The organism is Hymenobacter guriensis (genome assembly GCF_015773195.1).
GTDB classification, from domain to species: domain Bacteria; phylum Bacteroidota; class Bacteroidia; order Cytophagales; family Hymenobacteraceae; genus Hymenobacter; species Hymenobacter guriensis.
The window spans coordinates 193,635-218,375 of sequence record NZ_JADWYK010000004.1 but is presented as its reverse complement, the minus strand read 5'-3'; the positions used below and the strand labels follow the sequence as shown (position 1 = coordinate 218,375).

General features: G+C 60.7%; 15 protein-coding genes. 12 read left to right on the top strand and 3 right to left on the bottom strand.

Annotated elements, in window-relative coordinates; translation table 11 throughout:
* Nucleotides 1-74: 74 nt before the first annotated feature.
* Nucleotides 75-1,145, bottom strand: coding sequence for a glycoside hydrolase family 43 protein (locus I5L79_RS08930; RefSeq protein WP_196954691.1), 1,071 nt, complete (start codon nt 1,143-1,145; stop codon nt 75-77).
* 448 nt (nt 1,146-1,593) lie between these two features.
* Here I5L79_RS08930 and I5L79_RS08925 point away from each other — a divergent pair, with 448 nt between their 5' ends.
* The 4 genes from I5L79_RS08925 (at nt 1,594) to I5L79_RS08910 (ending at nt 7,296) form a co-directional block, all read left to right on the top strand.
* Nucleotides 1,594-3,726 (top strand): RICIN domain-containing protein, encoded by a 2,133-nt coding sequence (locus tag I5L79_RS08925; protein WP_196954690.1) that lies wholly within the window; start codon nt 1,594-1,596, stop codon nt 3,724-3,726.
* Between the two features lie 92 nt (nt 3,727-3,818).
* Complete coding sequence (locus tag I5L79_RS08920) at nt 3,819-4,829, top strand: glycoside hydrolase family 43 protein (protein WP_196954689.1); 1,011 nt, start codon at nt 3,819-3,821, stop codon at nt 4,827-4,829.
* A 188-nt stretch (nt 4,830-5,017) separates the two neighbouring features.
* On the top strand, nt 5,018-6,118 hold the full coding sequence (locus tag I5L79_RS08915; RefSeq protein WP_196954688.1) for a glycoside hydrolase 5 family protein: 1,101 nt from the start codon (nt 5,018-5,020) through the stop codon (nt 6,116-6,118).
* A gap of 104 nt (nt 6,119-6,222) precedes the next feature.
* Nucleotides 6,223-7,296, top strand: coding sequence for a glycoside hydrolase family 43 protein (locus I5L79_RS08910; protein ID WP_196954687.1), 1,074 nt, complete (start codon nt 6,223-6,225; stop codon nt 7,294-7,296).
* A 66-nt stretch (nt 7,297-7,362) separates the two neighbouring features.
* On the opposite strand, the gene I5L79_RS08905 is transcribed toward I5L79_RS08910, so the two are convergent.
* Nucleotides 7,363-8,427 carry a UDP-glucose--hexose-1-phosphate uridylyltransferase gene (locus I5L79_RS08905; protein WP_196954686.1) on the bottom strand — a complete coding sequence of 355 codons (1,065 nt, stop codon included), beginning with the start codon at nt 8,425-8,427 and terminating at the stop codon, nt 7,363-7,365.
* Between the two features lie 20 nt (nt 8,428-8,447).
* The gene (gene galK / locus I5L79_RS08900; protein ID WP_196954685.1) at nt 8,448-9,614 is read right to left on the bottom strand and encodes a galactokinase; all 1,167 of its coding nucleotides are present in this window, start codon (nt 9,612-9,614) and stop codon (nt 8,448-8,450) included.
* Nucleotides 9,615-10,100: 486 nt separating this feature from the next.
* On the opposite strand from galK, the gene I5L79_RS08895 reads away from it, so the two are divergent.
* From I5L79_RS08895 to I5L79_RS08860, 8 genes are all read left to right on the top strand, one after another.
* Nucleotides 10,101-13,130 (top strand): SusC/RagA family TonB-linked outer membrane protein, encoded by a 3,030-nt coding sequence (locus tag I5L79_RS08895; protein ID WP_196954684.1) that lies wholly within the window; start codon nt 10,101-10,103, stop codon nt 13,128-13,130.
* 30 nt (nt 13,131-13,160) lie between these two features.
* A complete protein-coding gene (locus I5L79_RS08890; protein WP_196954683.1) occupies nt 13,161-14,726 on the top strand; it encodes a RagB/SusD family nutrient uptake outer membrane protein in 1,566 nt (521 codons plus the stop codon).
* 81 nt (nt 14,727-14,807) lie between these two features.
* Nucleotides 14,808-15,869, top strand: coding sequence for a glycoside hydrolase family 43 protein (locus I5L79_RS08885; protein WP_196954682.1), 1,062 nt, complete (start codon nt 14,808-14,810; stop codon nt 15,867-15,869).
* A 32-nt stretch (nt 15,870-15,901) separates the two neighbouring features.
* Complete coding sequence (locus tag I5L79_RS08880) at nt 15,902-17,521, top strand: family 43 glycosylhydrolase (RefSeq protein ID WP_231402997.1); 1,620 nt, start codon at nt 15,902-15,904, stop codon at nt 17,519-17,521.
* 110 nt (nt 17,522-17,631) lie between these two features.
* The gene (locus I5L79_RS08875) at nt 17,632-18,849 is read left to right on the top strand and encodes an aldose epimerase family protein (RefSeq protein WP_231402996.1); all 1,218 of its coding nucleotides are present in this window, start codon (nt 17,632-17,634) and stop codon (nt 18,847-18,849) included.
* Nucleotides 18,850-18,894: 45 nt separating this feature from the next.
* A complete protein-coding gene (locus I5L79_RS08870) occupies nt 18,895-20,595 on the top strand; it encodes a sodium:solute symporter family transporter (protein ID WP_196954681.1) in 1,701 nt (566 codons plus the stop codon).
* 146 nt (nt 20,596-20,741) lie between these two features.
* Nucleotides 20,742-21,557, top strand: coding sequence for an RICIN domain-containing protein (locus tag I5L79_RS08865; protein ID WP_196954680.1), 816 nt, complete (start codon nt 20,742-20,744; stop codon nt 21,555-21,557).
* A gap of 230 nt (nt 21,558-21,787) precedes the next feature.
* The gene (locus I5L79_RS08860; protein WP_196954679.1) at nt 21,788-24,511 is read left to right on the top strand and encodes a hypothetical protein; all 2,724 of its coding nucleotides are present in this window, start codon (nt 21,788-21,790) and stop codon (nt 24,509-24,511) included.
* Nucleotides 24,512-24,741: the final 230 nt, after the last annotated feature.

Here is a 24,741-nt window from a genome sequence, read left to right as displayed (position 1 = left end):
TTGTGCAAACGTACGCAAAGAAGCCGGCATTTGTGCGGCCGGCTCTTTACAGTGAGAAACGGTCGTTACGTGGCTTAAGGCAAAGGCCGGGGGGTATACGTTGGCCCCTGGCAGCGCGGGCCCTGGGCAGTCCAGGTCAGTGGATCAATGCAAAGCTGCCGCTCCGTCATTTCCTTGTTCCAGGCATGATACACCAGGTACTCGGTTTTGCCATCGGGGCTGAGCACGTGGGAGTGGTGGCCCGGCCCGCGCACGTGGCCCGCCACGGCCGCCAGTACCCGCGGCCCTTGCCCGCCCCCGGCCTCCGAGTAGGGCCCCATAATGGAGTCGGCCACGCAGAAGTCCACGCCGTAGCGGGGCGTGAGGAAGTTGGCGCCGCTGTAGAAGCAATAGTATTTGCCCTCATGCTTGCGCATGAAAGGCCCCTCCAGCGTGTGCCACTCGGCAAACGTCTGGCCACCATACAGCGGCATGGTGCGGTTTTTCTCGAACACTGTCCAATCGTGACGGGCCCGCATCACGGTGCGGCTTTCCCCGGCCAGGCGCGTCATGTCCAGCAGCCGGTCAACCACCAACCCGGTGCCGGGGCGGTACCCGTTTTCCGTATCGATAAAGTCGCGGGCGTAGAACAGGTACCATTGCCCGTCGGTATCCTGGAAGGCGTGGGCGTCGATGGTAAACTTGCTGGCAGGCACATCCAGCAGCGCCACCTGGGTGTAGGGTCCCTGCGGTGTTTTACTGGTGGCTACGTGCAGGCGGTGGCCCACGCTGGCGCCAATGGCTCCGCCGCCCATGGAGTAGTACATGTAAAACGTGCCGTCGTGAAACACAACTTCTGGTGCCCAGAAGTCGGCACCTTCGGCCCCAGCAGGTGGCGTAAGGGCACCGCCGGCCGGTTTCCAGTCAACCAGGTTATCGGAGGTGAGCAGGGTGAAGATACGCCCATCCGAGGTGCGGCCCTGCCCGGTGGTACCAAAGGCGTAGTAGCGACCCTCGTGGCGCAGCACGAAGGGGTCGGGGAACTGGCCGGCGTACACGGGGTTGGTGTAGGTGCGGGCCGCCGCAGAGCAGGCGGCGTTGTTCAGCAGGGCCAGAGAAGCCAGGCCAGCAGAGGCCTGTTGGAGGAAGTTGCGACGGGAAGGCATAAATCAGGGGAAGGTCGAATGAAGGAAAGCGGGGCTTAGTATAAGGAAAGCGCGGTGGGAAAGGACGGAGGCAAGATGCATATAAATGTGCAAACGTTTGCATAATTTAATCGACGGAATTAGCTTGCGGCGTCTGGTTACTGCTACTGCCCGCTTTAAGCCCCTCTGTAGTAGCATAATGCCAAGCCCGGTCTTATTTTACTTCCCTACCTATTGTCTCTTATAGCTCCAGCTAAACCAATGGCTTCCTGCTGTTTATGAAGCCCTGTATAGGTTGCTGACCAGCTGAACCCTACCAGGAAATTCTTGGGGGTAAGCTCTGCAAGACGGGCTGCGCTCCTGGTTTAGCTATTTATTTATCTGATAATCATGCTATCCTGATTGCCTGGCCTCTGGGCTGTGGTTTCGTGCGCTTCCGTTCCAGTGCTTACTTAATCCCACCACAACCATGAAACCACTTCTACTCTTTCTCGCGCTGTGCCTCGGCACGTTTGGGCTGCACCGGCCCGCCCAGGCCCAGACCAGCGGCAACCCCATTCTCCCCGGCTACCATGCCGACCCGGAAATGAACTACTTCAACGGGCGCTACTACATTTACCCAACTACCAACGAAGGCACTGGTGGCCAGGGCTTTCACGCATTTTCCTCAACCGACCTCACCAACTGGCGCGACGACGGCGTGATTTTCGACGTGGGCCCGCAGTGCACCTGGGCCGACTACAACGGGTGGGCGCCCTCAGTAGTGGCCCGCAACGGCAAGTACTACTTCTATTACTCGGCGGAAGTGAAGATTGGGGTGGCCGTAGGCAATTCCCCCACCGGGCCGTTCACCGACCTGGGCCGCCCGCTCATCGGCTCCGACCCCTACACGGTGGATATTATCGACCCGCACGTGTTCGTGGATGATAACGGGCAGGCCTACATCTACTACGGCGGCTCCAATGGCAGCCGGCTGGTGGCCCGCAAGCTCAACGCCGACATGGTGAGTTTAACGGCCGATGCCCCCGTGAACATCACGCCCCAAAACTACACGGAAGGGCCCTACGTGGTGAAGCGCAATGGCACGTACTACATGACTTACTCCAACGGCTCCTGGACCAACGCCAGCTACAACGTGCAGTACGCTACTAGTACTTCTCCGCTGGGCCCCTGGACCTACCGCGGCTCGGTCCTGTCATCGGATGCTCAGAACCAGGGCGCCGGCCACCATTCTATTACCAAAATTCCCGGCTGCGATGAGTACTATATTACTTACCACCGCTACCAGAACAACAATTTCTCCACCCGCTACGTGGCCATCGACCGGCTGTATTTCACGGGGGATGGAGCCATTCAGAAGGTGAACATGACCAACTACGGCGTGGCCCCGCGCGTGCCCGGTGGAGCGTGCCCCGTAAATAATCTGGTTTCGGGTGGCACCTACAAGCTCACGCACAAGGGCACCAACCAATGCTTGGACGTGGCCGGCAACAGCAGCGCCCCCAACACCAACGTGCAGCAGTATACCGACAATGGCAATGACGCCCAGCGCTGGATTGTGACGCTGCAGGCCGACGGGCACTACAAGCTCACGCATAAGGGTACTAATCAGTGCTTGGACGTGGACGGTAATAGCGGCGCCCCGAATGCCAACGTGCAGCAGTACACCGATAACGGCAACGATGCCCAGCGCTGGCGGATCGAAGCCATGGATGGGGGATATTACAAGCTTACCCACAAGGGCACGAATCAGTGCCTGGACGTAGCCAACAACAGCAATACCCCCAACACCAATGTAGCCCAGTACACCGATAACAGCAGCGATGCTGAGCGCTGGCAGTTCACGCTCATCAACCAGAACATTGTTTCGGGCGGCACCTACCGGCTTACGCATAAGGGCACCAACCAGTGCCTCGATGTGCCCGATAACTCGGCCACGCCGGGCCAAATTTTGCACCAGTACACCGATAACGGCAGTGATGCCCAGCGCTGGGTAATCACCCTGGAAGCCGACGGCTACTACAAAATCCGCCACCGCAACACCAACCTGTGCCTGGAGGTGGCCGGCAACAGTGTCAGCGCTGGCGCCGTGGTGCAGCAGTGGACCGACAATGGCAACAATGCCCAACGCTGGCAGATTGTACCCGCGGGCGACGGGTACGTGAAGCTCGTGCACAAGGGCACCAACCAGTGCCTCGACGTGGACAATAATCTTTCCAACCCCGGCACCGGCGTGCATCAGTACACCGACAACGGCAACGACGCCCAGCGCTGGAAGCTCGACCTGATGCCCCTGCCCCTGAACAGCGGCCGCACCGCCCTGGCCGCCCGCGACGAAGCCCCCGCGGGCAGTCTGACGGCCTACCCAAATCCGGCTAGCTCGGCCCTCACCCTGTCGTTTGTGCCCCAGCAATCGGGCGCGGCCCGCCTGGACGTGTACAGCAGCACTGGCCAGCTGGTGCGCCACCTGGCCTTGCGGGCCGCGGCGGGCGTAGCCAACACCACTTCGCTGGCAACCGAAAGCCTGCCCGCCGGCCTGTACCGGGTTCAGCTGACAGGTGCGGGCCCCAGCCAGCGCTGCTCAGTAGTCGTCGCGCACTAATGGGCGGGCAACTACCCACCGTGCTTTCCTGTCTGAAGGCGTAAATCAGCTTTGGTCTTTCTATGATGAGTCTTTGTTTCCCCCGCGTTGCGATGCCTGGCTTGCTGTTGCTGTTGGGAGCCGGCTCAAGCCCAGCGGCTTGGGCCCAACAGCAGCCGGCCACCACCTTTCGCAACCCCTTGCGGGCTGAAGGTCCGGACCCGTGGGTAGCGCGGCACGGGGACTATTACTACTACACCAACACCACGGGTGAGAACATCACGCTCTGGAAAAGCAAGACGCTGAGCGGGGTGAAGGAAGCCCCGGCGGCGGTGGTATGGACTCCCCCGGCTACCGGCCCCAATTCTACCCAGCTATGGGCACCCGAGCTGCACCTCCTAGATGGCAAGTGGTACCTCTACTACACCGCCACCGACAAAGCCAACCCCGGCGACAACAGCCGCTTTGTTTTTGTGCTGGAAAATACGGCCGCCGACCCCACCACGGGCCAATGGGTAGATAAGGGGAAAGTGAATACCCAGCATTCCGGCCTCGACGGGTCGGTGTTTGAGCTTGGCGGAAAGCGGTACTTTCTGTATTCCGCTTACGTAGGGCCCCAGAGCGTGCTGGCTATTGCGCCTATGCAAACCCCCTGGACGCTGCTGCCCGGCAAAGAAGTCATTATCGCCCGGCCTACGTTTGACTGGGAAAAAGGCGGGGGCCGCCAGATTCTGGAAGGCCCGGAGTTTCTGACCGGCCGGCAAGGGCAGCTGCTGGTGGTGTACTCGGCCAGCGCCTGCTGGGACGACAACTACTCTTTGGGCATGCTTTCGGCCCGGAAATGCGCTGACCCGCTCAAGCCTGAGTCGTGGACCAAAGCGCCGCAGCCGGTGTTCAAGCCATCGTCTGAAAATGGCGTGTGGGGCACGGGCCACAACTGCTTTACCAAGTCACCGGACGGGCGGGAGGACTGGCTGGTGTACCACGCCAAAGTCGCCGCTGATGGCAAGTGTGAGGGCCGTAGCTCCCGCATGCAGAAGTTCACCTGGAACCCCGATGGCACGCCCAACTTCGGCGCGCCCGTCTCCCTCACGCAGCCCCAGCCTAAACCCTCAGGCGAGTAATCAATGAACGTGCAACTCTAAAAACGTCATGCTGAGCTTGTCGAAGCATCTCTGCCGCTTCGTTGTAGTGCTGTTTGATTAGCCAGGAGTAGAGATGCTTCGACAAGCGGACGCCAGATGAAGCATGATGTTCCATAGGCAAGGGACTATTTCTTTCGATTTACCTTCTTCTTACCATTTCCCCTTTCATGAAAAAGCTGCTGCTCTTTCTTCTGCTGCTGACTTCCACCACCAGCACGTTTGCCCAGAAAACCAAGATCAAAACCAAAGGCGCGGCGGCTACGGCGGCCGCCATGCAGAACCAGCGCTGGTCGGCGGAGCGGGCCAATGCCTGGTACCGTCAGCATCCCTGGATGTCAGGCGCCAACTTCACGCCCAGCACGGCCATCAACCAGCTGGAAATGTGGCAAGCTGAAACCTTCGACCCCGCCACCATTGATAAGGAGCTGGGCTGGGCCGAGGGCATTGGCTTCAATACTATGCGCGTGTTCCTGCATAGCTTGGCCTGGCAGCAAGACCCCCAGGGCTTCAAAAAGCGCGTGAACGACTACCTGGCCATTGCCGACAAGCACCACATCCAGACCATTCTGGTGTTTTTCGATGACTGCTGGAACAAAGACGCGAAAGTCGGCACCCAGCCCGCGCCCAAGCCCGGTATCCACAACTCCGGCTGGGTACAGGACCCCGGCGACCCGGCCTCCCGCGACTCGGCCACGTTCGTGAAGCTGAAACCCTACGTGCAGGACGTGCTGCGCAGCTTCGCCACCGACAAGCGCGTGCTGCTCTGGGATTTGTACAACGAGCCCGGCAACAGCAACAAAGGAATTTCGTCGATGCCGCTGCTACGCAACGTCTTTGCCTGGGCCCGCGAGGTAAACCCCAGCCAGCCCCTGAGCGTGGGCCTCTGGAACTGGGGTTTCAAGGAGCTCAACACTTTTCAGGCGCTGAACTCCGACGTACTGACTTATCACAACTACGACGAAGTGCCGGCCCACGAGCGGGTGATTGAGCTGCTCAAGACCCACGGCCGCCCCATGATCTGCACCGAGTACATGGCCCGCCCCCGCAACTCGCGTTTCGTCAACATCATGCCCCTGCTGAAGAAGTACAACATTGGCGCCATCAACTGGGGCCTCGTGGACGGCAAAACCAACACCAAGTACCAGTGGGACGTGCCGGTAGCCGATGGTGGGGAGCCCGGCGAGTGGTTCCACGAGGTATTCCGCAAAGATGGCACGCCCTACCACCCGGACGAAACCGACCTCATTCGCAAAACCAACGGCAAGTAAACGGCCCGGCAAAAGTCGTTGAACGACCTCCGCACAACCTTCTGCGTCCTCTGCGGGAACCGCCGTCAGCAAGCGCGGTAACTACCGTCTGAAAAAATGCTCCTATGAAATCATCGTCCCTGCTGCTACTCCTGGGGCTACTGGCGGGCAGCTGCACCCGCGCCCCGCAGCAACCCGCTGCCACAGCCGCAACCGCAGCAGAAGCCACCTTCACCAACCCGCTGCTACCCGCCGGCGCCGACCCGTGGAGCATCTACCACAACGGCTACTACTACTACACGCACACCACCGGCCGCAACATTACCCTTTGGAAAACGCCTTCGCTGAGCCAGTTGAAAACCGCCCCCAGCAAAGTGGTGTGGACGCCGCCGTCCACCGGCCCTAACTCCCGCGAAATCTGGGCGCCGGAGCTGCACCGCCTCAACGGCAAGTGGTACCTCTACTACGCCGCCGATGCCGGCCGCAACCCCGACCACCGGCTGTTCGTGCTCGAAAACAGCGCTGCCGACCCGCTGGAAGGCACTTGGGAAGATAAAGGCCAGATAACCGACGCCACCAACAAGTGGGCCATCGACGGCTCGGTGTTCGAGCACCGCGGGCAGCTATACTTTGTGTGGTCGGGGTGGGAAGGCGACGTGAACGGCCGCCAGGACATCTACCTGGCCCGCATGAAGAACCCCTGGACCATTGAGGGCCCACGGGTGCGTGTCTCGACCCCGGAGTACTCCTGGGAGCGGAACGGCGACTTGAACAACCCCAATGACCCGCCGCACGTGGACGTGAACGAAGGCCCTGAGGTGCTCAGCCACGCGGGCAAGCTCTACCTCATCTACTCCGCCAGTGGGTGCTGGACCGATACCTACGCCCTAGGCATGCTCACCGCCTCCGCCAGCGCCGACCTACTGCAGCCCGCATCCTGGACCAAGTCGCCAACGCCGGTTTTTCAGCAGAACGCAGCCAACAAGGTGTATGCACCCGGCCACAACTCCTTCTTTAAGTCACCCGACGGCAAGGAGGATTGGATTCTGTACCACGCCAACGATGAGCCCGGCCAGGGCTGCGGCCGGTTCCGCACGCCCCGCGCTCAGCCCTTCACCTGGAACCCCGACGGCTCGCCCAACTTTGGCAACCCCGTGCCAATAGGCCAGCCGCTGGCCCGGCCTTCGGGGGAACGGTAACGACAATAAAAAGGCCCGCTGCATTGAGTAGAGGGCCTTTTTGCTTTAAAAAATTCACTTGATTAATTAGATGTGAGTAGGTGTTGCCGCTTGCTTGTAGTGCACCCCGGGTAGCTCGCGAAGGCGCTGAGCCGCGGCTTCGGGGGTGATGTCGCGCTGCGGGTCGCCGAGCATTTCGTAGCCGACCATGAACTTGCGCACCGTAGCCGAGCGCAGCAGGGGCGGATAGAAGTGCATGTGCAAATGCCACTCCGGGTGCTCCTGCCCATCGGTAGGGCGCTGGTGCAGCCCGGCCGAGTAGGGGAAGGAAATCTGAAACAGGTTGTCGTAGCGAATTGTGAGCTGCTGCAAAATGCTGGCAAAAGCGTCTTTTTCTTCGCCCGACAGCTGGGTGATGTCCGTGACGTGCCGACGCGGCAGTACCAGTGTCTCGAAGGGCCACACGGCCCAATAAGGTACCAGAGCCACCCAATGCGCGTTTTCCAGCACCACCCGCTGCTGCTCTTTCAGCTCCAGCGCCAGGTAGTCGGTGAGCAGGCTGCGGCCGTGCTCCTGGAAATAAGCGGCTTGCTGCACCGTCTCCTTAGCCGGCTCACCGGGCACGGTGCGCTGGGCCCAGATCTGCCCGTGCGGGTGCGGGTTCGAGCAGCCCATTACCTGCCCCTTGTTCTCGAAAATCTGCACATAGTTGATATTGGGACGGGAGCCCAATTCCTGAAACTGCTCCACCCATACGTCCACCACGCCCCGGATGGCGGCTACGTCCATTTCGGGCAAAGTCAGGTCGTGGCGGGGTGAAAAGCAGATGACGCGCCCTACGCCCGACTCGGCTTCGGCTCGCAACAGTCCGCCTACGTTCACCGAGCCCACGGGTGCATCGGCGGTGAGAGCGGCAAAGTCGTTGTCGAACACGAACGTGCCCGTGTAAGGCGGGTTCACGGCACCGCCGGCGCGGGTGTTGCCGGGGCAGAGGTAGCAGGTGGGGTCGTAGGCGGGGCGCTGCTCCGCCTCGGTGGTTTCCTGCTGCCCCTGCCAGGGACGCTTGGAGCGGTGCGGCGACACCAGCAGCCACTCCCCCGTGAGGGCGTTGTATCGGCGGTGGGGGTGTTCAGTAATATCAAACTCAGCCATAAAGGAAGGAGTGGTGAAACTTAGGAAACAGCAACTGGGGCCAGCATGCCTACACCGTCAACAATTGTTGTCTGGTACGTTTCCAGGGCAATACCCGTTTGCTTTTCGTAGGCCCGCTTCATGGCCGTCACAAAGCTCTCCACCGCACTGGCTTCCACCAGGTTGATGGTGCAGCCGCCGAAGCCGCCGCCCATCATGCGGGCGCCCACTACCCCGGGCAGGGGGCGGGCCAGCTCTACCAGGATATCCAGCTCCGGACAGCTCACTTCATACTGGTCGCGCAGGCCGGCGTGGGAACCATACATATCCTGGCCGAAAGCTGGCAGGTCGTGCGCCAGCAGGTGCTGGCAAGCTTGCTCTACGCGCAGGTTTTCCTCCACCACGTAGCGGCAGCGTCGGTATACTACCTCACCCAACTCCGCTTGATGCTTTTCGAGTTGTTCCAACGTGGCGTCGCGCAGGGAGGCTACCTCCGGATAATATTGCTGCAGTACGGCCACGCCTCGCTCGCACTCCTGGCGGCGCGTGTTGTACTCGGAGCTGGCCAACGAGTGCTTCACGCCGGAGTTGCAGAGCACCAGATGGTAGGCGTTGGCATCGAAGGGAAAGTAGGCATACTCCAGGGAGCGGCAGTCGAGGCGTACTACGTGACCGGCCTGGCCAAACAGGCTGGCAAACTGGTCCATGATACCGCACTGCACACCGGCATACTCGTGCTCGGCTTTCTGGCTGATGCGGGCCAGCTCCATTCGGTCGAGGCGGGTATGTAGCAGGGTATCGAGGGCAAACGCCAGCCCGCACTCCACCGCCGCCGACGACGACATGCCCGCGCCCATGGGTATGGTGCCGCCGAACACGCAGTCGAAGCCCTGCACCGGCAGCTCGCGCTTCTGGAACTGGGCCACCACGCCCAGCAGGTAGTTGGCCCACAGCGTGCTGCTCGGGGCTACGTCGGCCAGGGCCACTTCGTGGTCCTCACCCAGGTCGAAGGAATGCAGCCGGATGGTGCTGGTGCCGTTGAGGGCAACCGCAAAGTAGATTTCCTTGTCGATGGCGGCGGGCAGCACAAAGCCCGCGTTATAGTCGGTATGCTCGCCGATCAGGTTGACGCGGCCCGGCGCCCGTACCAGCAGCGGGGTGGCAGCAAACCGCTGCTGAAAAAAAGATGCTATAGCAGAAGACAGCATATGGGAGGTGGCAAAAGGCAGGAAAGGGCGGCAGGCAAAAGCACCGGCGCCGGAATACTGATACGAAGGAACTCAAAACTATATCTATGCGCAAACGTTTGCTATATTACTTTTTCCATAAGCAGCGTTTTCGCTCCCTCTGGCCGGCCGAAAACCATTTCGGTGCGTTGCCTGCTGGTAGGCTCAAAAGCACCTGTTTGTCAGCCTTTGGGAAAATAATCTAACTTTTTACTTGACATTCCTATCGGCTCTCCTTATTCTTACATCCTGAAACGAAAATTCAGACTTTTTTTAAGGTTTATTTGTCAACACCTCCCGTTAGCTCATTCTGGTGCCTAGCACAAAAAGAGTGAGTCTTTTTTTGCCACCCACGTGCAAACGTTTGCACGGCCTGCGTTTCCACGGTCCCTTCCATCAATTCCCCCTTTTATGAAAAACGCTGTACTCAGGGTACCACGGCTTACTGTTCCGGCGCTCCTGTGCTGTTTGCCTCTGGCCCTGCCCAACCCGGCTGCGGCCGCCTCTTTTGCTGCCTATAGCAGCGCTCCTGCCAGCACTTCGCCCGTGGCGGTGGCCGTGAGCGGGCGCGTGCTCGACGACAAAGGGCAGCCCCTGCCCGGGGTGACGGTGCTGGAAAAGGGCACTACCAACGGCACACAGACGGACACCGACGGCAACTACTCGCTGAGCGTGGCCGACAACGCCACGCTGATTTTCTCCTTTGTGGGCTACACCACCCAGGAAGCGGCCGTAAGCGGCCGTACCTCCGTCAACATCACGCTGGCGCAGGACACCAAGCTGCTGAACGACGTGGTAGTAGTGGGGTATCTTCGCTTGCCTGCTGAGCAGGTAACGGGCTCCGTCACGCAGGTAAGCCAGGAGCAGATCCGGCGGGCCCCCGTAGCATCCGTGACGGAAGCTTTGCAGGGCCGCGTAGCCGGCGTACAAGTAGTTAACTCCGGTGCGCCGGGACAGAACCCCGTGGTGAATATTCGCGGTATAGGCAGTATCCAGGCGGGCAGCTCGCCCCTCTATATCGTAGATGGGGTGTGGACGAATGATATCCGCGACATCAGCCCCAGCGACATTGAGTCGTCTACTATTTTGAAGGATGCGGCTTCGCTGGCTCCTTATGGCTCCCGCGGGGCCAACGGGGTTATCATCGTGAGTACCCGCCGCGGCAAGCTGGGCAAGCCCGCCTTCAACTTCAATAGCTACTACGGGGTGCAGAATATCACGCGTACCTATGAGTTGGCCGGTACTGAGCAGTGGGCTGATATCACGCGTCAGATGTACATTAATGCGGGCAAGCAGGGTGAAATATATAGCGGGGCAGCCAACCCGCCGGCCATCAATACCAACTGGCAGGATTCTCTGATTCAGCGTGGCCGGGTACAGAGCTACAACGTAGGCTTAAGCGGAGCCAGCGAATCGGCCAACTACAACGTATCGGTGGGCTATTTCGACCAGCAAGGCACCATTATCGGCCCCAAGTTTGAGCGCTACAACGTGCGGGTAAACACCGGGGCCAACCGGGGGCGCTTCCGCATTGAGCAGTCGGCGCAACTCTCGCGGGCCATGACGACACGGGTGAACGGCATTCCTTTCATCGATGTATTGCGGATGTTGCCGATCATTCCGGTACATGACCGTACCACCGTAAGCGGCTACGGTTTTGGCAACCCGAACCAAGTTACCTTCGGTACCAACCCGGTGGGCCTGCAGGATGTGTATAATAATACCAACCTGGAGAACCGCCTGATTGGCTCGCTGGCGCCGGAAATCAAGCTATTTGACTTTCTGACGTATCGCCTGAACCTGGGCATGGAGTATGTAGGATTCTTGGACCGTACAGAAAGTAAAAACGGCCAGGCAGCGGGCCTTCGCATGAATGAGCCTACGCGTCCCTCGCAACTCTTTGAAAGCCGGGGCGAGCGGGTATTTCTGCTAGCAGAAAATACGCTGAACTTTCAACGCACCTTTGGTAAGCATAATGTGAATGCCGTAGCCGGCTACACGGAACAGAAAAATACGATTCGTAATACTGTTGCTGATGCGCAGGGCTTCGGTGTGGGTCCTACCTACTATTGGGCTTTCGGGGCAGCTACTGGCGCTGCCAGCGTAGGGGGAGAAACCCGCAAGTGGGCGAAGCGCTCCTACCTGGGCCAACTGGCCTACGATTTTGATGACCGTTACTTAGTAACGGCAGCTGTGCGCCGTGATGGTTCATCGTTGGTAGACCCGGTAAACAAGTGGGGTACCTTCTCGGCTTTTTCGCTGGGCTGGCGCATCAGCAAAGAAGCTTTCTTTGAAAGCATTCCCTTGCTCAGCGACCTGAAATTGCGAGCCAGCTACGGCCAGCTAGGCAACGACAACCTGCAGGAATACTTGTACCAGCGTATTCTGAACCCGAACGTAAACTATCCGCTTGGGGGAGGTGGTACGCAGCCGGTGCAGAACGGATCTATCCAGAATCAGCTTTCCAGCAACAATCTGCGGTGGGAAAAGCGCAACACCCTCAATGTCGGTTTTGATGCGGGCTTCCTGGATAACCGCCTGACCCTCGGGGCTGACTACTACATTTCACGCACGACGGACGCCCTCGTAAACCCCGCTATTCCCCTCTACGAAGGCAACGTGGGTGGCACGCCATTCACAAACCTGGGGGAGCTGGAAAACCGCGGCTTCGAGTTTCAGGCCGGTTTCCAGAATACCACTGGCGACTTCACCTACGGCGTAAATGCCAACCTGACAACGCTGCGCAACCGCGTGACCAAACTGGCTTTCGAGGGTCAGAATTACACGTCTGGCCCGGGCGGCGTTACCCGCACTGAGGTAGGCCACAGCGTGGGCGCTTTCTACCTGCGACACATGGTGGGCATCTTCCAGACCCAGGAAGAAATTGATGCCTACGGCAAGCAGCCTGATGCCAAGCCCGGCGACGTGAAATACGAGGACCTGAACAACGACGGAATTATTTCCGACCTCGATCGGCGCTTCATCGACACGGCTTTCCCTAAAATTCAGTATGGCTTAAACCTTAATGTGGGCTACAAGGGCTTCGACCTGTCGGCACTGTTCCAGGGGGTATCAGGCAACGATATCTTCAACGTGACCCGCTTCTGGACCGACCGTATGGACGACAACGGCAACTTCCGCGCGGATATCCGTCCCTGGACGCCTACCAACCCATCTACCACTACGCCGCGTCCGCTGCTGGCCAGCCCTACTAATACTAATGCGCTGATGACCTCAGACCGCTGGCTGGAAAACGGCGCATACCTGCGTTTGAAAAACCTGCAAGTGGGCTACTCCCTGCCGAAGACTATCACCGAAAAGCTGGCGGGCGTTGGCAGCGTACGGTTTACCATTACCGCCGCCAACCTGTTCACCGTCACCGACTACACGGGCTATGACCCCGAAATTGTAGGAGCTGGTGGATTGGCGCGCGGCGTTGATGATGGCAACTACCCCAACGTGCGTACCATCACGGGCGGCCTGCAGGTTGGCTTCTAATTTCCCACCCACTTCTTGCTGATTCTCCATATGAACATCTATAAAAAACGGCTGCTGACACTCTTGTCTGGCTCCTTGCTGCTCACCACGGGCTGCGAAAAAGACCTGCTCAACCAGCCTAACCCTAACCTACCCACGGCCGAAACCTTTTGGCAAAACAGTCAGGATGCCAACAAAGGCGTCTTGGCGGCTTACAGCGGCCTGCAGCTGCTGGGTACCTACCGCCGCTGGCTGTACTTCGACTACGATCTGCGCTCCGACGAAGGCTTTTCCAGCAGCCCCTGGCCTGAGCTGCAGAGCTTTACCAAGTTTGGCCTTACCGACTACAACTTCGAGGTAAATGCCGTTACCTGGGGTAACCATTACGTGGGTATCAACCGCTGCAACCAGGTGCTGGCTTACGTGCCCAGCATCAATATGGACGCCAACCTGAAAACGCAGATGCTGGCCGAAGCCCGCTTTCTGCGGGCCCTGCATTACTTCAACCTGGTGTCGCTGTACGGGCGGCCCGTGCTGGCCACCGAGCCCTCTACGGCCGAGTACCGGCCCCCGCAGGCTGCCTCGGAGCAGGAAGTATGGGACTTTATCGTGCAGGACCTACAGGCTGCCAAGGCCGGATTGCCTGATACCTACCCTGGTAACGACCTGGGACGGGCTACGAAAGGAGCTGCTACGGCCTTGCTAGGTAAAGCTTTCATGCAACAGCTTAAGTGGGCTGAGGCCAGCACGCAGTTCGCGGAAGTAATCAGCTCGGGCAAGTACTCGTTAACCAGCGACTATCGGGACAACTTCCGCCACGACCGGGAAAACAACTCGGAATCGGTGTTTGAGGTGCAGTTTACGGCCGAATACAGCGCCGACCGCGACGACGACTACGCCGGCGCTTCGGAGGCCAGCCAACGGGCGCAGTTCTTTGGCCTGCCCGGTAAAGGCTGGACCGACGGCGAAGCCCGTGCCTGGCTGATTGATGAATTCCTGAAAGAGAAAACTACGGCCGGCAAGAAAGACCCCCGGCTGTCCGCTACACTCTTCTTCAGCCGTAACCGCGCCGGTTACCCCAACGACGCTACCGACCCGGTAGACCAGGACAACAAAGCCTACGACAACATCACGCTCGACCAGCGTTTCGCAGGCGACGCCTTCAACCGCAACCGCGTGTACTGGCGCAAGTACGAAAATGACTATTGGAAAAACGTGGAGGGTTATTATTCGCCCATCAACCACCGGGTTATCCGCTATTCGGATGTGCTGCTTTCCCAAGCTGAGTGCCTGAACGAGCAAGGCAAATCGGGCGAAGCCATTCCGCTCATCAACCAAGTTCGCCGCCGCGTTGGCTTGGCCGATCTGGGTAGCCTGGACCAAGGCACCCTGCGTACTCAGCTTATGCATGAGCGAGTGACGGAATTGGCCGGTGAAACCTGGCGCTGGCACGATCTGCGCCGTTGGGGGTTGCTCGACAACCAAGCGGGCATCGACCAGCTGAAAGGGCGTGACCCTGACTTCAACAACTTTGAGCTAGGGAAGTCCAAGTACCTGCCCATTCCACGCAACGATGTGGATATTGCCAATCTGACCCAAAACCCAGGCTGGAATTAAGCAAACAACCAGCTGCCGTAGGCGTCTACGGCAGCTGGTTGTTTGCTTACCCTTTTCCAGATGTACTCTTGTCTCATTTCTATGACTTCGTATCGACACTCATTTCTCATAACCCTGCTGGCCTCCTCGCTGGCGCTGACCGCGTGTAAGGACGACAAACCGGCACCTTACGTTCCTAACGCCCCTACTAACAGCACCACCTTCAAAAACCCGCTACTGCCGGCTGGTCCCGACCCGTGGGTGTACCGCAAGGACAACACCTACTACTACATGAGCACCACCGGCGGCGACATTACTATCCGCAAAACGGCGAAGATGTCGGAGTTGGCCTCGGGCGTGAGTACCGTGGTTTGGACGCCTCAGCAAGCAGGCATCAATCAGCGCGACCTGTGGGCGCCGGAGCTGTATTCCTTTGATGGCAAGTGGTATATCTACTACTCAGCCGACCCCTTCTGCTGCGCGGGCCACCGCGTGCACGTGCTGGAAAACGCCTCAGCCGACCCCACCACGGGCACCTGGGTGTATAAAGGCCGCATTGCCAGTCCCAACCAGGATTTATGGGCCATCGACGGTACCGTGCTGGAGCAGAATGGTAAGCGCTACCTTATCTGGTCGGGCCACGAAATTGAGGCTACCTCGGAGCAGCGCCTCTATATTTCGGAGATGAGCAACCCCTGGACGCTGGTAGGGCCCCGCGTGCAGCTTTCCAAGCCCGATTTCAGCTGGGAAACCATTGGCGACCCGGACGTGAACGAAGGCCCCGAAATCCTGAAGCACGGCGACAAAACCTTTCTGGTGTACTCGGCCAGTCATTGCAGCACCGACGACTACGCCCTGGGTATGCTGACGGCCTCCGCTACTGCCGATCCTATGCTGCCTTCTTCCTGGACGAAAACGCCTACGCCGGTTTTCACGAAAAACCCGGCCAACCAAGCCTACGGACCGGGCCACAACGGCTTCTTCCAGTCAAAAGACGGTACCGAGGACTGGATTATCTACCACGCCAACCCGCAAACCGGGCAGGGCTGCGGTAATCAGCGTAGCCCCCGCATCCAGAAGTTCACCTGGAATGCCGATGGCACGCCCAATTTTGGTACGCCCGTAGCTCTGGGCACAGAGCTGAAGAAGCCCTCCGGTGAGTAAGGCCGCGCTGTTTCAACTCTACATTATCTGCCATGGCGCAACCGACTTCTTCCTGCTTTACGCCGCGTCGTTTCGGTAGCTCACTGCTGCTCGTTCTGGGCTTGCTGGCGTCCTGCCAGCGGCCGGCCGCAACCAGCACTGGCACTGCGAGCAGTAGCGCCAGTCCGGCTGCCGTGGCCGCTACCGCTGCCCCATTGCCCAATCCGGTGCTGCCTGGCGACTTTCCCGACCCCTCCGTAACAAAGATAGGCGACACGTACTGGGCCACAGCTACCTCCTCCAACTGGGGCCCGGCATTTCCGCTGCTGAAATCGAAGAACCTCACGGACTGGGAGCTGGTAGGTCACGTATTTCCGAACCAGCTGCCTGCCTGGGCCGACTATTACTTCTGGGCCCCCGAAATCAGCCAGGAAGGAAGCAAAACCTACATCTACTACACTGCCCACCAACGGGGCGGTACCCTGGCCGTGGGCGTGGCCAGCGCCGACAACCCAGCCGGCCCGTACCGCGACCATGGCCCCCTGGTAAGTCAGCCTGCCGGCTCCATCGACGGCTTTCCGATGCGGGATGAAAACAACCAGCTCTACCTGATCTGGAAGGAAGACGGCAATAGCCGCAACGAGCCCACGCCCATCTGGGCCCAGCGCCTGAACGAGGAGCGCACGGCTTTGGTAGGGGAGAAGGTGGAGCTGTTCCGCAACTCGGCGCCCTGGGAAGGCAACCTGGTGGAGGGCGTGTCGATGGTGCTCCACGACGGCTATTACTACGCCTTCTATGCCGCCAACGGCTGCTGTGGCCCCGGCTGCACCTACGCCACCGGCGTGGCCCGCGCCCGCAAGCTCACCGGCCCCTGGGAAAAATACGACCGCAACCCGGTGCTGCTGAACAACAATACCTGGAAATGCCCCGGCCACGGCACCGTGGTAGAGCGCAACAACCGCTGGTACCTGCTGCACCACGCCTACGACGCTCAAAGTCAGCAGTACGTGGGCCGGCAGGGCGTGCTAAGCGAATTCAAGTGGACAGCCGCAGGCTGGCCCGAGTTCCAGGGCAATAGCACGCCGGTGGCGGCCACCTTGCCTGCGCCGCGCCCCGTAAACGAGGAATTTCAGGGCAGCACGCTGGCACCCGACTGGCAGTGGCCCGTGGAGCAGAAGCCTACCTTCAGCCTGCGCAGCGGCCAGCTGCAGCTCACCGGCCGCCCCGAGCCCAGTGGGGCGGTGCTGGGCCACCATACCTATGCCGCCACCTACACCGCAACCACCACGCTGCTGCAGCCAGGCCAGATACCAGCCGGCTCGGTAGCGGGCATTGCGGCCCTCGGCGACCCGCAAAATGAAATTGCACTCACGGCCGGGGGCGGACAGCTGCAGCTCTGGCAGCTGGAAAAAGGCCAGACCAAAGTATTGAGCGCCGCCCCGCTGCCCGCTGCCACCAGGCTCACGCTCCGGCTGCGGGCGCAGGCCGGTACTGCTTATCAGTTCGACTGGAGCTCCGATGGGGGCAAAACCTGGCAACTTCTACCCAACTCCGCCGCTGTAAACGGCGCTTATCTGCCACCCTGGGACCGTGGCGTAAGAGCCGGAGTTGTGGTGCGCGGGCCGGCAACGGCCGCGTTCGAAGATTTCAGACTGGTGGTAGGGGAAAAATAACCCAGTCTGAAGCCAGGCGGGAGGCCCGGCGTTTCGGCGCGGGGCCTCCATTTTCCGGCGGGCCATTCGTTGAATGGGCGCCTTCACGTGTACAACCTTTTCTACTGCTTATGCTGCCTTCTTTTTCCCGGCTCACCGCTGGCTTGCTGACGGGTGGAGTGCTGCTGACGGGCGCCGTTGGCTGCAACCGCTCCACCGACGATACCACGGCAGCCACTGCCACCGGCGCGGCCGCGGCCGATTCCACTGCTCGTATGACTCCAACCGCTACTTCTTTCGGCCACCTGCCCGATGGCACCGAGGCCAAGCTCTACACGCTCACCAACGCCCACGGCCTGAAAGCCACTATCACCAACTACGGCGGCACGCTTACCAGCCTGCTGGTGCCCGACAAGGACGGCAAGCTCGGCGACGTGGTGCTGGGTTTCGATAACGTAGGTGGCTACACCAGTGCCCAGTACCTGCAGGAAGGTCCGTACTTCGGGGCGCTGATTGGGCGCTACGGCAACCGCATCAAAGCCGGCAAGTTCACCCTTGATGGCAAAGAGTACACGCTGGCGCTGAACAACGCGCCCAACACCCTGCACGGCGGTAAGCGCGGGTTTGATAAGGTCGTTTGGGAAGCTGAGCCCGGTTCTTCGGCCGAGGGGCAGACGCTCAAGCTCACGTATCTGAGCAAGGACGGCGAGGAAGGCTACCCCGGCAACCTGCAGGTGACGGTCGTTTACACGCTCACGAACGATGACGCGCTGAAAATCGACTACTCGGCCACGACCGACAAGGCCACGCCCATCAACCTCACCAACCACGCCTACTTCAACCTCAACCACGGTCAGGCGAAAAATGCTTTGGACCACGAGCTGACGCTGAACGCAGACCGCTACACGGTGGTAGATGGCACCCTGATTCCGACCGGGGAGCTGCGGCAGGTGCAGGGCACCCCCATGGACTTCCGCCAGGCCCACACCATCGGGGAGCGAATCAAGCAGGTGACTGGCCCCGGCCCCGGCGGCTACGACCACAACTGGGTGCTGGCCGATGCGCCCCGCGCCACGCCTCAGCCGGCCGCTACGGTGTACGAGCCCACCACGGGCCGCACCATGACGGTGACGACCACTGAGCCCGGCATTCAGTTCTACTCCGGCAACTTCCTGAAGGGCAACCTCACGGGCAAAGGCAACACGGCTTACGTGCAGAACTACGGCTTCTGCCTGGAAACCCAGCACTTCCCCGACTCGCCCAACCAGCCCAAATTCCCGAGCACCATCCTGAAGCCCGGCCAGACGCTGAAGTCTTCTACCAGCTACCAGTTTGGCGTGCGCAAGTAGCACCGCTTTTTCCCGCTTCCCCTTACCCGATTTCCTTCCCGTTTCATGGGCAAAAGTTTCAATATTCTGGATCTGAGCGTGTTTCTGCTGTATATCGTGGGCGTATCGGCCTACGGGTACTACGTGTACCGCAGCAAGCAAAAGGCTCAGATGGACACCAAGGATTATTTCCTGGCCGAAGGCTCGCTGACGTGGTGGGCCATTGGGGCTTCCATGATTGCCTCCAACATTTCGGCCGAGCAGTTTATTGGCATGTCGGGCTCCGGCTTTTCGCTGGGCGTGGCCATTGCCGCCTACGAGTGGGTGGCCGCTATTGTGCTCATTCTGGTGGCCGTGTTCTTCATGCCGATTTACCTGAAGCAGAAGATTTACACGATGCCCCAGTTTCTGGAGCAGCGCTACAACTCCACGCTCAGCTTGATCATGAGCATTTTCTGGCTGTTTCTGTACGTGCTGGTTAACCTGACGGCCATTCTGTACCTGGGGGCGCTGGCCATCAACAACCTTACCGGCGGCGAGCATTTTCACCTGATTCTGGTGGGGCTGGCGGCCTTCGCGCTCATCCTGACCCTGGGCGGCATGAAGGTGGTAGGCTACACCGACGTGGTGCAGGTGCTGGTGCTGGTGATTGGCGGCCTCGCCACGTCTTACATTGCTCTGAGTCTGGTAAGTGAGCGGTTCGGGCTGGGTAACAACATCCTGGCCGGCTTCCAGGCCATGATGCACGATGCCGACGACCACTTCCACATGATCTTCCCCAAGCCCGGGCCCGATTCTTCGCAGGCTTACATCAGCAAGTACCTGGCCTTGCCCGGCCTTGCTATGTATGCCGCCGGCCAGTGGGTAGCCAACCTCAACTACTGGGGCTGTAACCAGTACATTACCCAGCGCGCACTGGGCGCCGACCTGCACACGGCCCGCACCGGCATCCTGTTCGCCGGCCTCATCAAAATCATCATGCCGGTGATTGTGATGTTGCCCGGCATTGCCGCCTACGTGCTCTACAAGAACGGCGGGCTGCAAGCTGAAATGAGCTCCGGCGGGCACTTCAACCCCGACAACGCGTATTCTGCTATTCTCAACTTTCTGCCCAACGGACTGAAAGGCTTGAGTATGGCCGCGCTGACCGCCGCTATTGTGGCCTCCCTGGCGGGCAAAGCCAACTCCATTTCCACCATCTTCACCCTCGACATCTACAAGCGCTACCTCAACAAGGAAGCCACCGAGCAGAAACAGGTGTGGATAGGCCGCGTGACGGTGCTGGCGGCTATGGTGCTGGCCGTACTCCTGACCTGGGAAGACCTGCTGGGCATCGGCGGCGAAGGTGGGTTCATCTTTATCCAGAAGTACACGGGCTTTATTTCACCCGGCATTGTGGCGGTGTTCCTGCTGGGCATGTTCTGGAAGCGCACCACCGGCACGGCTGCCGTAGCCGGTATGCTGGCCGGCTTCCTGCTGTCGGTGTTCTTCAACAACTTCGCGCCCTCGGTGCTGGGCCCCGAAACCCTGCTCTATACGGCTTTCCCCAACGGCCAGGGCGGCTACGAAATTCCGTTCCTGATTGGGATGGGCTGGTCGTTCTTTTTCACGGTAGTGCTGATGGTGGGCCTGAGCCTGGCTGGCCCGGCTATCAACCCGCGGGCGCTGCACCTGGAGCCCGGCATGTTCCGCGTTAGTAACCAGACGCTCACGCTCATCATCATCACCCTGCTGCTTATCACGGCCCTGTACGTGAAGTTCTGGTAAGCCAGCGGCCTCTACGCCAACCGACAAACCATGCTTCCGCGCTGCTGACAGGCGGGGCGGAAGCGGTGGATTTCGGGACAGTTTCCTGGTAAGGCACCTACTGCTTTTCGTTTTTATTTTTCCCTTTCACTTAACCTTCCTTTTCCATGAAAAACACTTTACGCATCTCGCAGGTAGCGGCCTTGTTGCTCCTGCTTCTGCTGGCTCCGGCTGCCTGGGCCCAGACGGCCAACGGCATTGTCTCCGGCGGCGTGTACAAATTCATCCACAAAGGCGTGGACCCCGCCGTCTGCCTCGACGTGGACCTCAACCTGGCTACGCCCGGCACCCGCATTCATCAGTGGCTCGATAACGGCAATGATGCGCAGCGCTTTGTGGTGACGATGCAAACGGACGGCTCCTACAAGCTGATGCACCTGAACACCGACCAGTATGTGCAGCCCGTAGGCGGCGCTGTAGAACACGGCACCCGCATCGAGCAAAACAACAGCACCGACGCCGACTACCAGCGCTGGCTGCTACAGGACATGGGTGAAGGTTACTACAAAGTAACCCTGAAGGGCACCACCCAGTGCCTGGAAGTAGCCGGCAACAGCCCCACGCCCGGCGCCGATGTGCAGCTGTGGGATGACAACGGCAACGACGCTCAGCGCTGGCTGCTGGTACGCACCGACGTATCGACCGGCAACAAGCGCGCGGCCGGTGCGACCTTCAGCCTCTCGGCCTATCCCAACCCTTTCACTCAGAGCCTGCGGGTTGAGCTGCAGGGCCTCAGCAACGGCCCGGGCCGGGTTGCTTTGTGCGACTTGCTGGGCCGCACCGTATACAGCCAGCAGGTAGACCTGAAGCGCGGTATGAACACGGTGCAGATAAACACCCGCACCGCGTTACGCTCCGGCCTGTATGTGCTGCGCGTGCAGCAAGGCAATTCCGTACAGCAACTGCAGGTAGTCCAGCGCTAATAATTCATTGTTTATCAAAAAAGGCCGTTGCTGTCAAGCAACGGCCTTTTTTCGTTTTGCGGCGGGTGGTTTGGCGCTTATCTGGAAGCTTTTGGCCTGTGGCATTTACTTCCTTGCAGTTTTCCCGGGCTGAGGTGGCTTGCCGGCGCTGTGGCCGCAACCCGGCGGTGGGAGGCTGCGAATAGGGTGCTACCTTTACCGCTTTCTGAATTTCTCCCGGGCCGTGCTGCATGTCCAATAAGCTACTGGTGTTTCTGGCGGGGCTGCTGCTGCTTTCCGCGCTCGGCTCCTACGTGTACTACCGCCGCGCCGTGGCAAGTGTGCCCGTGGATGCCTGGGCGCTGGTGCCCGACGATGCCGTGCTGGTGCTGGCCTCGCGCGACCATCCTACGCTGGTGCGCCACCTCAAGGAAACCCAGCTTTGGGACAACCTGGCGGCGCTGCCCTACTTTCAGCAGGTGCAGGAAAACGGGCGCCTGCTCGATTCGCTGACCAACAGCCGCAACAACCTGCTGCGCTTTCTGGGCCGCAAAACGGTGCTGGCCTCCGTGCACATCACCGGCCCCGGCTCCTTCGACGTGCTGTACCAGGTTCCGCTGAACACCGTGCGCGAGTTCCGGCAGGTTCGGGCCGCCGCCGAGGCCCTGGGCCGCCATCCGCGCTTTCAGGTAAACTCCCGCACTTACCACGGCCACGTACTCACCGACGTGCGGGAGCGGGGTACGGGCAACGGCGTTACCTACTTCAACTACCGCAACCACCTGATCCTAAGCAGTGGCGCGGGCCTCGTCGAGAAAGTAATTGCCCGCCTGGAGCACACCGGCCAGCCCTCCGTGGCTGCCGACTTCCGCAACACCGACTTCCTGCAGCTGCGCGACGTGGACGCCACCCTGCTGATAAACTACCGCCAGCTGCCGCCGTTTCTGGACTTGTTTTTCCGGCCCGAGCTGCGCCCCAGTGCCCAGGTACTCACCGGCCTCGGCCGCAACGGCCTGCTGGAGCTGCAGCTGGCTGGCAACAAAGTGCTGCTCAACGGCTTCACCAACCCTGAAACCTCCCGCGACGCTCTGCACCAGCGTCTGCTCCGGGAGCCCGCCCAGCGCCTGGGTATGGCCGAGGTACTTTCCCTGCGCACGGCCATCCTCCTGCACCTGGGCGTGGCCCGGCCCACCGCCCTGCGCACCACTCGCACGCTGCCCGCCCCCGACACAGCTACCGCTACTGCCCTGGATAGTGTAGCCCGTCAGCTGACCGATGAGGCCGCACTGTGCTACCTGGCGGCGCCTTCGGCCCGGCAGGCCCCGGCCCGGCTGGTGCTGGTGCGCTGCGCCAATCCAGCGCAAGTGGCCCTGGCCCTGGGCCAGCTGCGCCGCGCCCGCGGAACCAGCCCGGCCTTCGAGCGGGTGGGCAGCTACCAGATTCATAGCCTGGGACTACCCGAAGTGCCCGCCCGCCTGCTGGGGCCGCTGTTTGCGGGCTTCACGGGAGCTGGTGCGGTAGCCCAGGCCGGCAACTACGTGGCCTTTGCCGACGATGCTACGGCGCTGCGCGGGTGGTTGCAGGATGTGGCCGCCGGCCACGTCTGGGCCCGCTCGCCCACGCAGGTTGCTTTTCTGGAAGAAACTCAGCCCCTGGCCCGGTTCAGTATTTTTCTCGACACCCAGAACAGCTGGAACGTGCTGCTGCGGAGCCTGCGGGAAGAGCGCCGGGCGGGCCTGCTGCGCAACGAAACTTTGTTTAAGCGCTTTCCGCAGCTGGCGTTTCAACTGGTGCCCGCCGCCCCGGAAGAAGGCGCCGCCGGGCAGTATTTCACCCAGCTGCTGCTACGGCGGCCGGCGGCTACCGTCACCCAAACCGGCTCGCTCACCCAGGAGCGCGGCGGCCTGCGCTTTCTGCGCCGCCTGATCAGTCCGCCCACGCTGGTGAGCGTGGCCAACGCGCGTACGCCGGGCGTGCTGGTGCAGGACAGTGCCCGGGTGCTGCACTACCTAACCCCGGAAAGTGTAGTGGCCTGGTCGGATACGCTGAGCGGGCCGCTGGTGGGGCCGATCCGCCGGCTGGCCCTGGGCGGCGCACCGGGGTTCGTACTGGCTACCCCCGGCAAGCTCTACTTCTACGATGCCCAAGGCAAGCCGGCCCCGCATTTCCCCCTCAACCTGCCCGATTCGGTGCAGGCCACTTCCCTGACCGTGGCGCCGGGGGCCGGAACTCAGCCGGCCCGGCTACTGGTAGGTGGGGGCGGGGGCAACTTCTTTTTGTTTGATACCAACGGCAACGCCCTGCCCGGCTGGCAGCCCAAGCGTCTGGACTTTGCTCCGGCCGCGCCTCCGCACTACCTCACGGTGGGCGGTTCCGACGTGATTGTGGTGCTGCTGGAAAACGGCTACATCTTCGCCTTTGACCGAAGCGGAGGCACGTACCCGGGCTTCCCCATCAGCGTGGGCGGGCGCCTGCACACGGCGGCCTTCGTGGAGCCCGGGCCTACGCTGCGCCGCACCCGCCTCACGGTGGTTACGCAGCGCGGCGAGCGGGTGCAGTTCAACCTGAGCGGCAACATCCTTAGCCGGGGCCGCCTGAGTACCTGGAGCCAGGGCGCCACCTTCCGCATCATCCCCGACCAGCTGCAGCGTGGCTGGGTGGTGGCCCGGCAGGAAGCCAACGGCCTGCTCACCGTATTCGACGCGGCCGGCCGCCGCCTGCTGGAGCGCCGCTTCCTGACTTCCGACGAAAAGCCCGTGCAGTTCTTCGACTATGGCCCCGGCCGGCGCATCGTGGCCCTCACCGACCTGGGCCCGCAGCAGGTCTTCCTCTACGACGCCAAAGGCGAGCAGCTCACCGGCCAGCCTTTCCCGAGCACTGCCGCTGCCGTGGAGCTAACCTACGATGTGGCCGCCAGCGCCTGGCAGCTCTACCATGTGCAGGGCCGCCAGCTCCGCCGCACAGCGGTGAAGTAATGTGTTTTTTGATGTGCTAATGTGCTAAGGTGCTAATGCCTAGGCTGTCATTGCAAGCGAAGCGAAGTAATCGGTCTTGGACACCGCATAAAACCCCAGCCCAGGACGTGAAAAGCCCCTGACGCCAGCATGGACGTCAGGGGCTTTCTGGTAGAAAGAAGGGACTTGTAGTGTACAGGACGGATGGCTTCGCTCGCCATGACAATTGAAGCATTAACACATCAGCACAT

Coding starts and splice junctions, on each gene's coding strand:
- I5L79_RS08915 (WP_196954688.1), top strand. CDS start 5,018: ATGAAAAAGCTGCTGCTCTTTCTTCTGCTGCTGACTTCCACCACCAGC.
- I5L79_RS08905 (WP_196954686.1), bottom strand. CDS start 8,427: ATGGCTGAGTTTGATATTACTGAACACCCCCACCGCCGATACAACGCC.
- I5L79_RS08920 (WP_196954689.1), top strand. CDS start 3,819: ATGCCTGGCTTGCTGTTGCTGTTGGGAGCCGGCTCAAGCCCAGCGGCT.
- I5L79_RS08880 (WP_231402997.1), top strand. CDS start 15,902: ATGGCGCAACCGACTTCTTCCTGCTTTACGCCGCGTCGTTTCGGTAGC.
- I5L79_RS08875 (WP_231402996.1), top strand. CDS start 17,632: ATGCTGCCTTCTTTTTCCCGGCTCACCGCTGGCTTGCTGACGGGTGGA.
- galK (WP_196954685.1), bottom strand. CDS start 9,614: ATGCTGTCTTCTGCTATAGCATCTTTTTTTCAGCAGCGGTTTGCTGCC.
- I5L79_RS08925 (WP_196954690.1), top strand. CDS start 1,594: ATGAAACCACTTCTACTCTTTCTCGCGCTGTGCCTCGGCACGTTTGGG.
- I5L79_RS08930 (WP_196954691.1), bottom strand. CDS start 1,145: ATGCCTTCCCGTCGCAACTTCCTCCAACAGGCCTCTGCTGGCCTGGCT.
- I5L79_RS08870 (WP_196954681.1), top strand. CDS start 18,895: ATGGGCAAAAGTTTCAATATTCTGGATCTGAGCGTGTTTCTGCTGTAT.
- I5L79_RS08865 (WP_196954680.1), top strand. CDS start 20,742: ATGAAAAACACTTTACGCATCTCGCAGGTAGCGGCCTTGTTGCTCCTG.
- I5L79_RS08885 (WP_196954682.1), top strand. CDS start 14,808: ATGACTTCGTATCGACACTCATTTCTCATAACCCTGCTGGCCTCCTCG.
- I5L79_RS08910 (WP_196954687.1), top strand. CDS start 6,223: ATGAAATCATCGTCCCTGCTGCTACTCCTGGGGCTACTGGCGGGCAGC.
- I5L79_RS08890 (WP_196954683.1), top strand. CDS start 13,161: ATGAACATCTATAAAAAACGGCTGCTGACACTCTTGTCTGGCTCCTTG.
- I5L79_RS08860 (WP_196954679.1), top strand. CDS start 21,788: ATGTCCAATAAGCTACTGGTGTTTCTGGCGGGGCTGCTGCTGCTTTCC.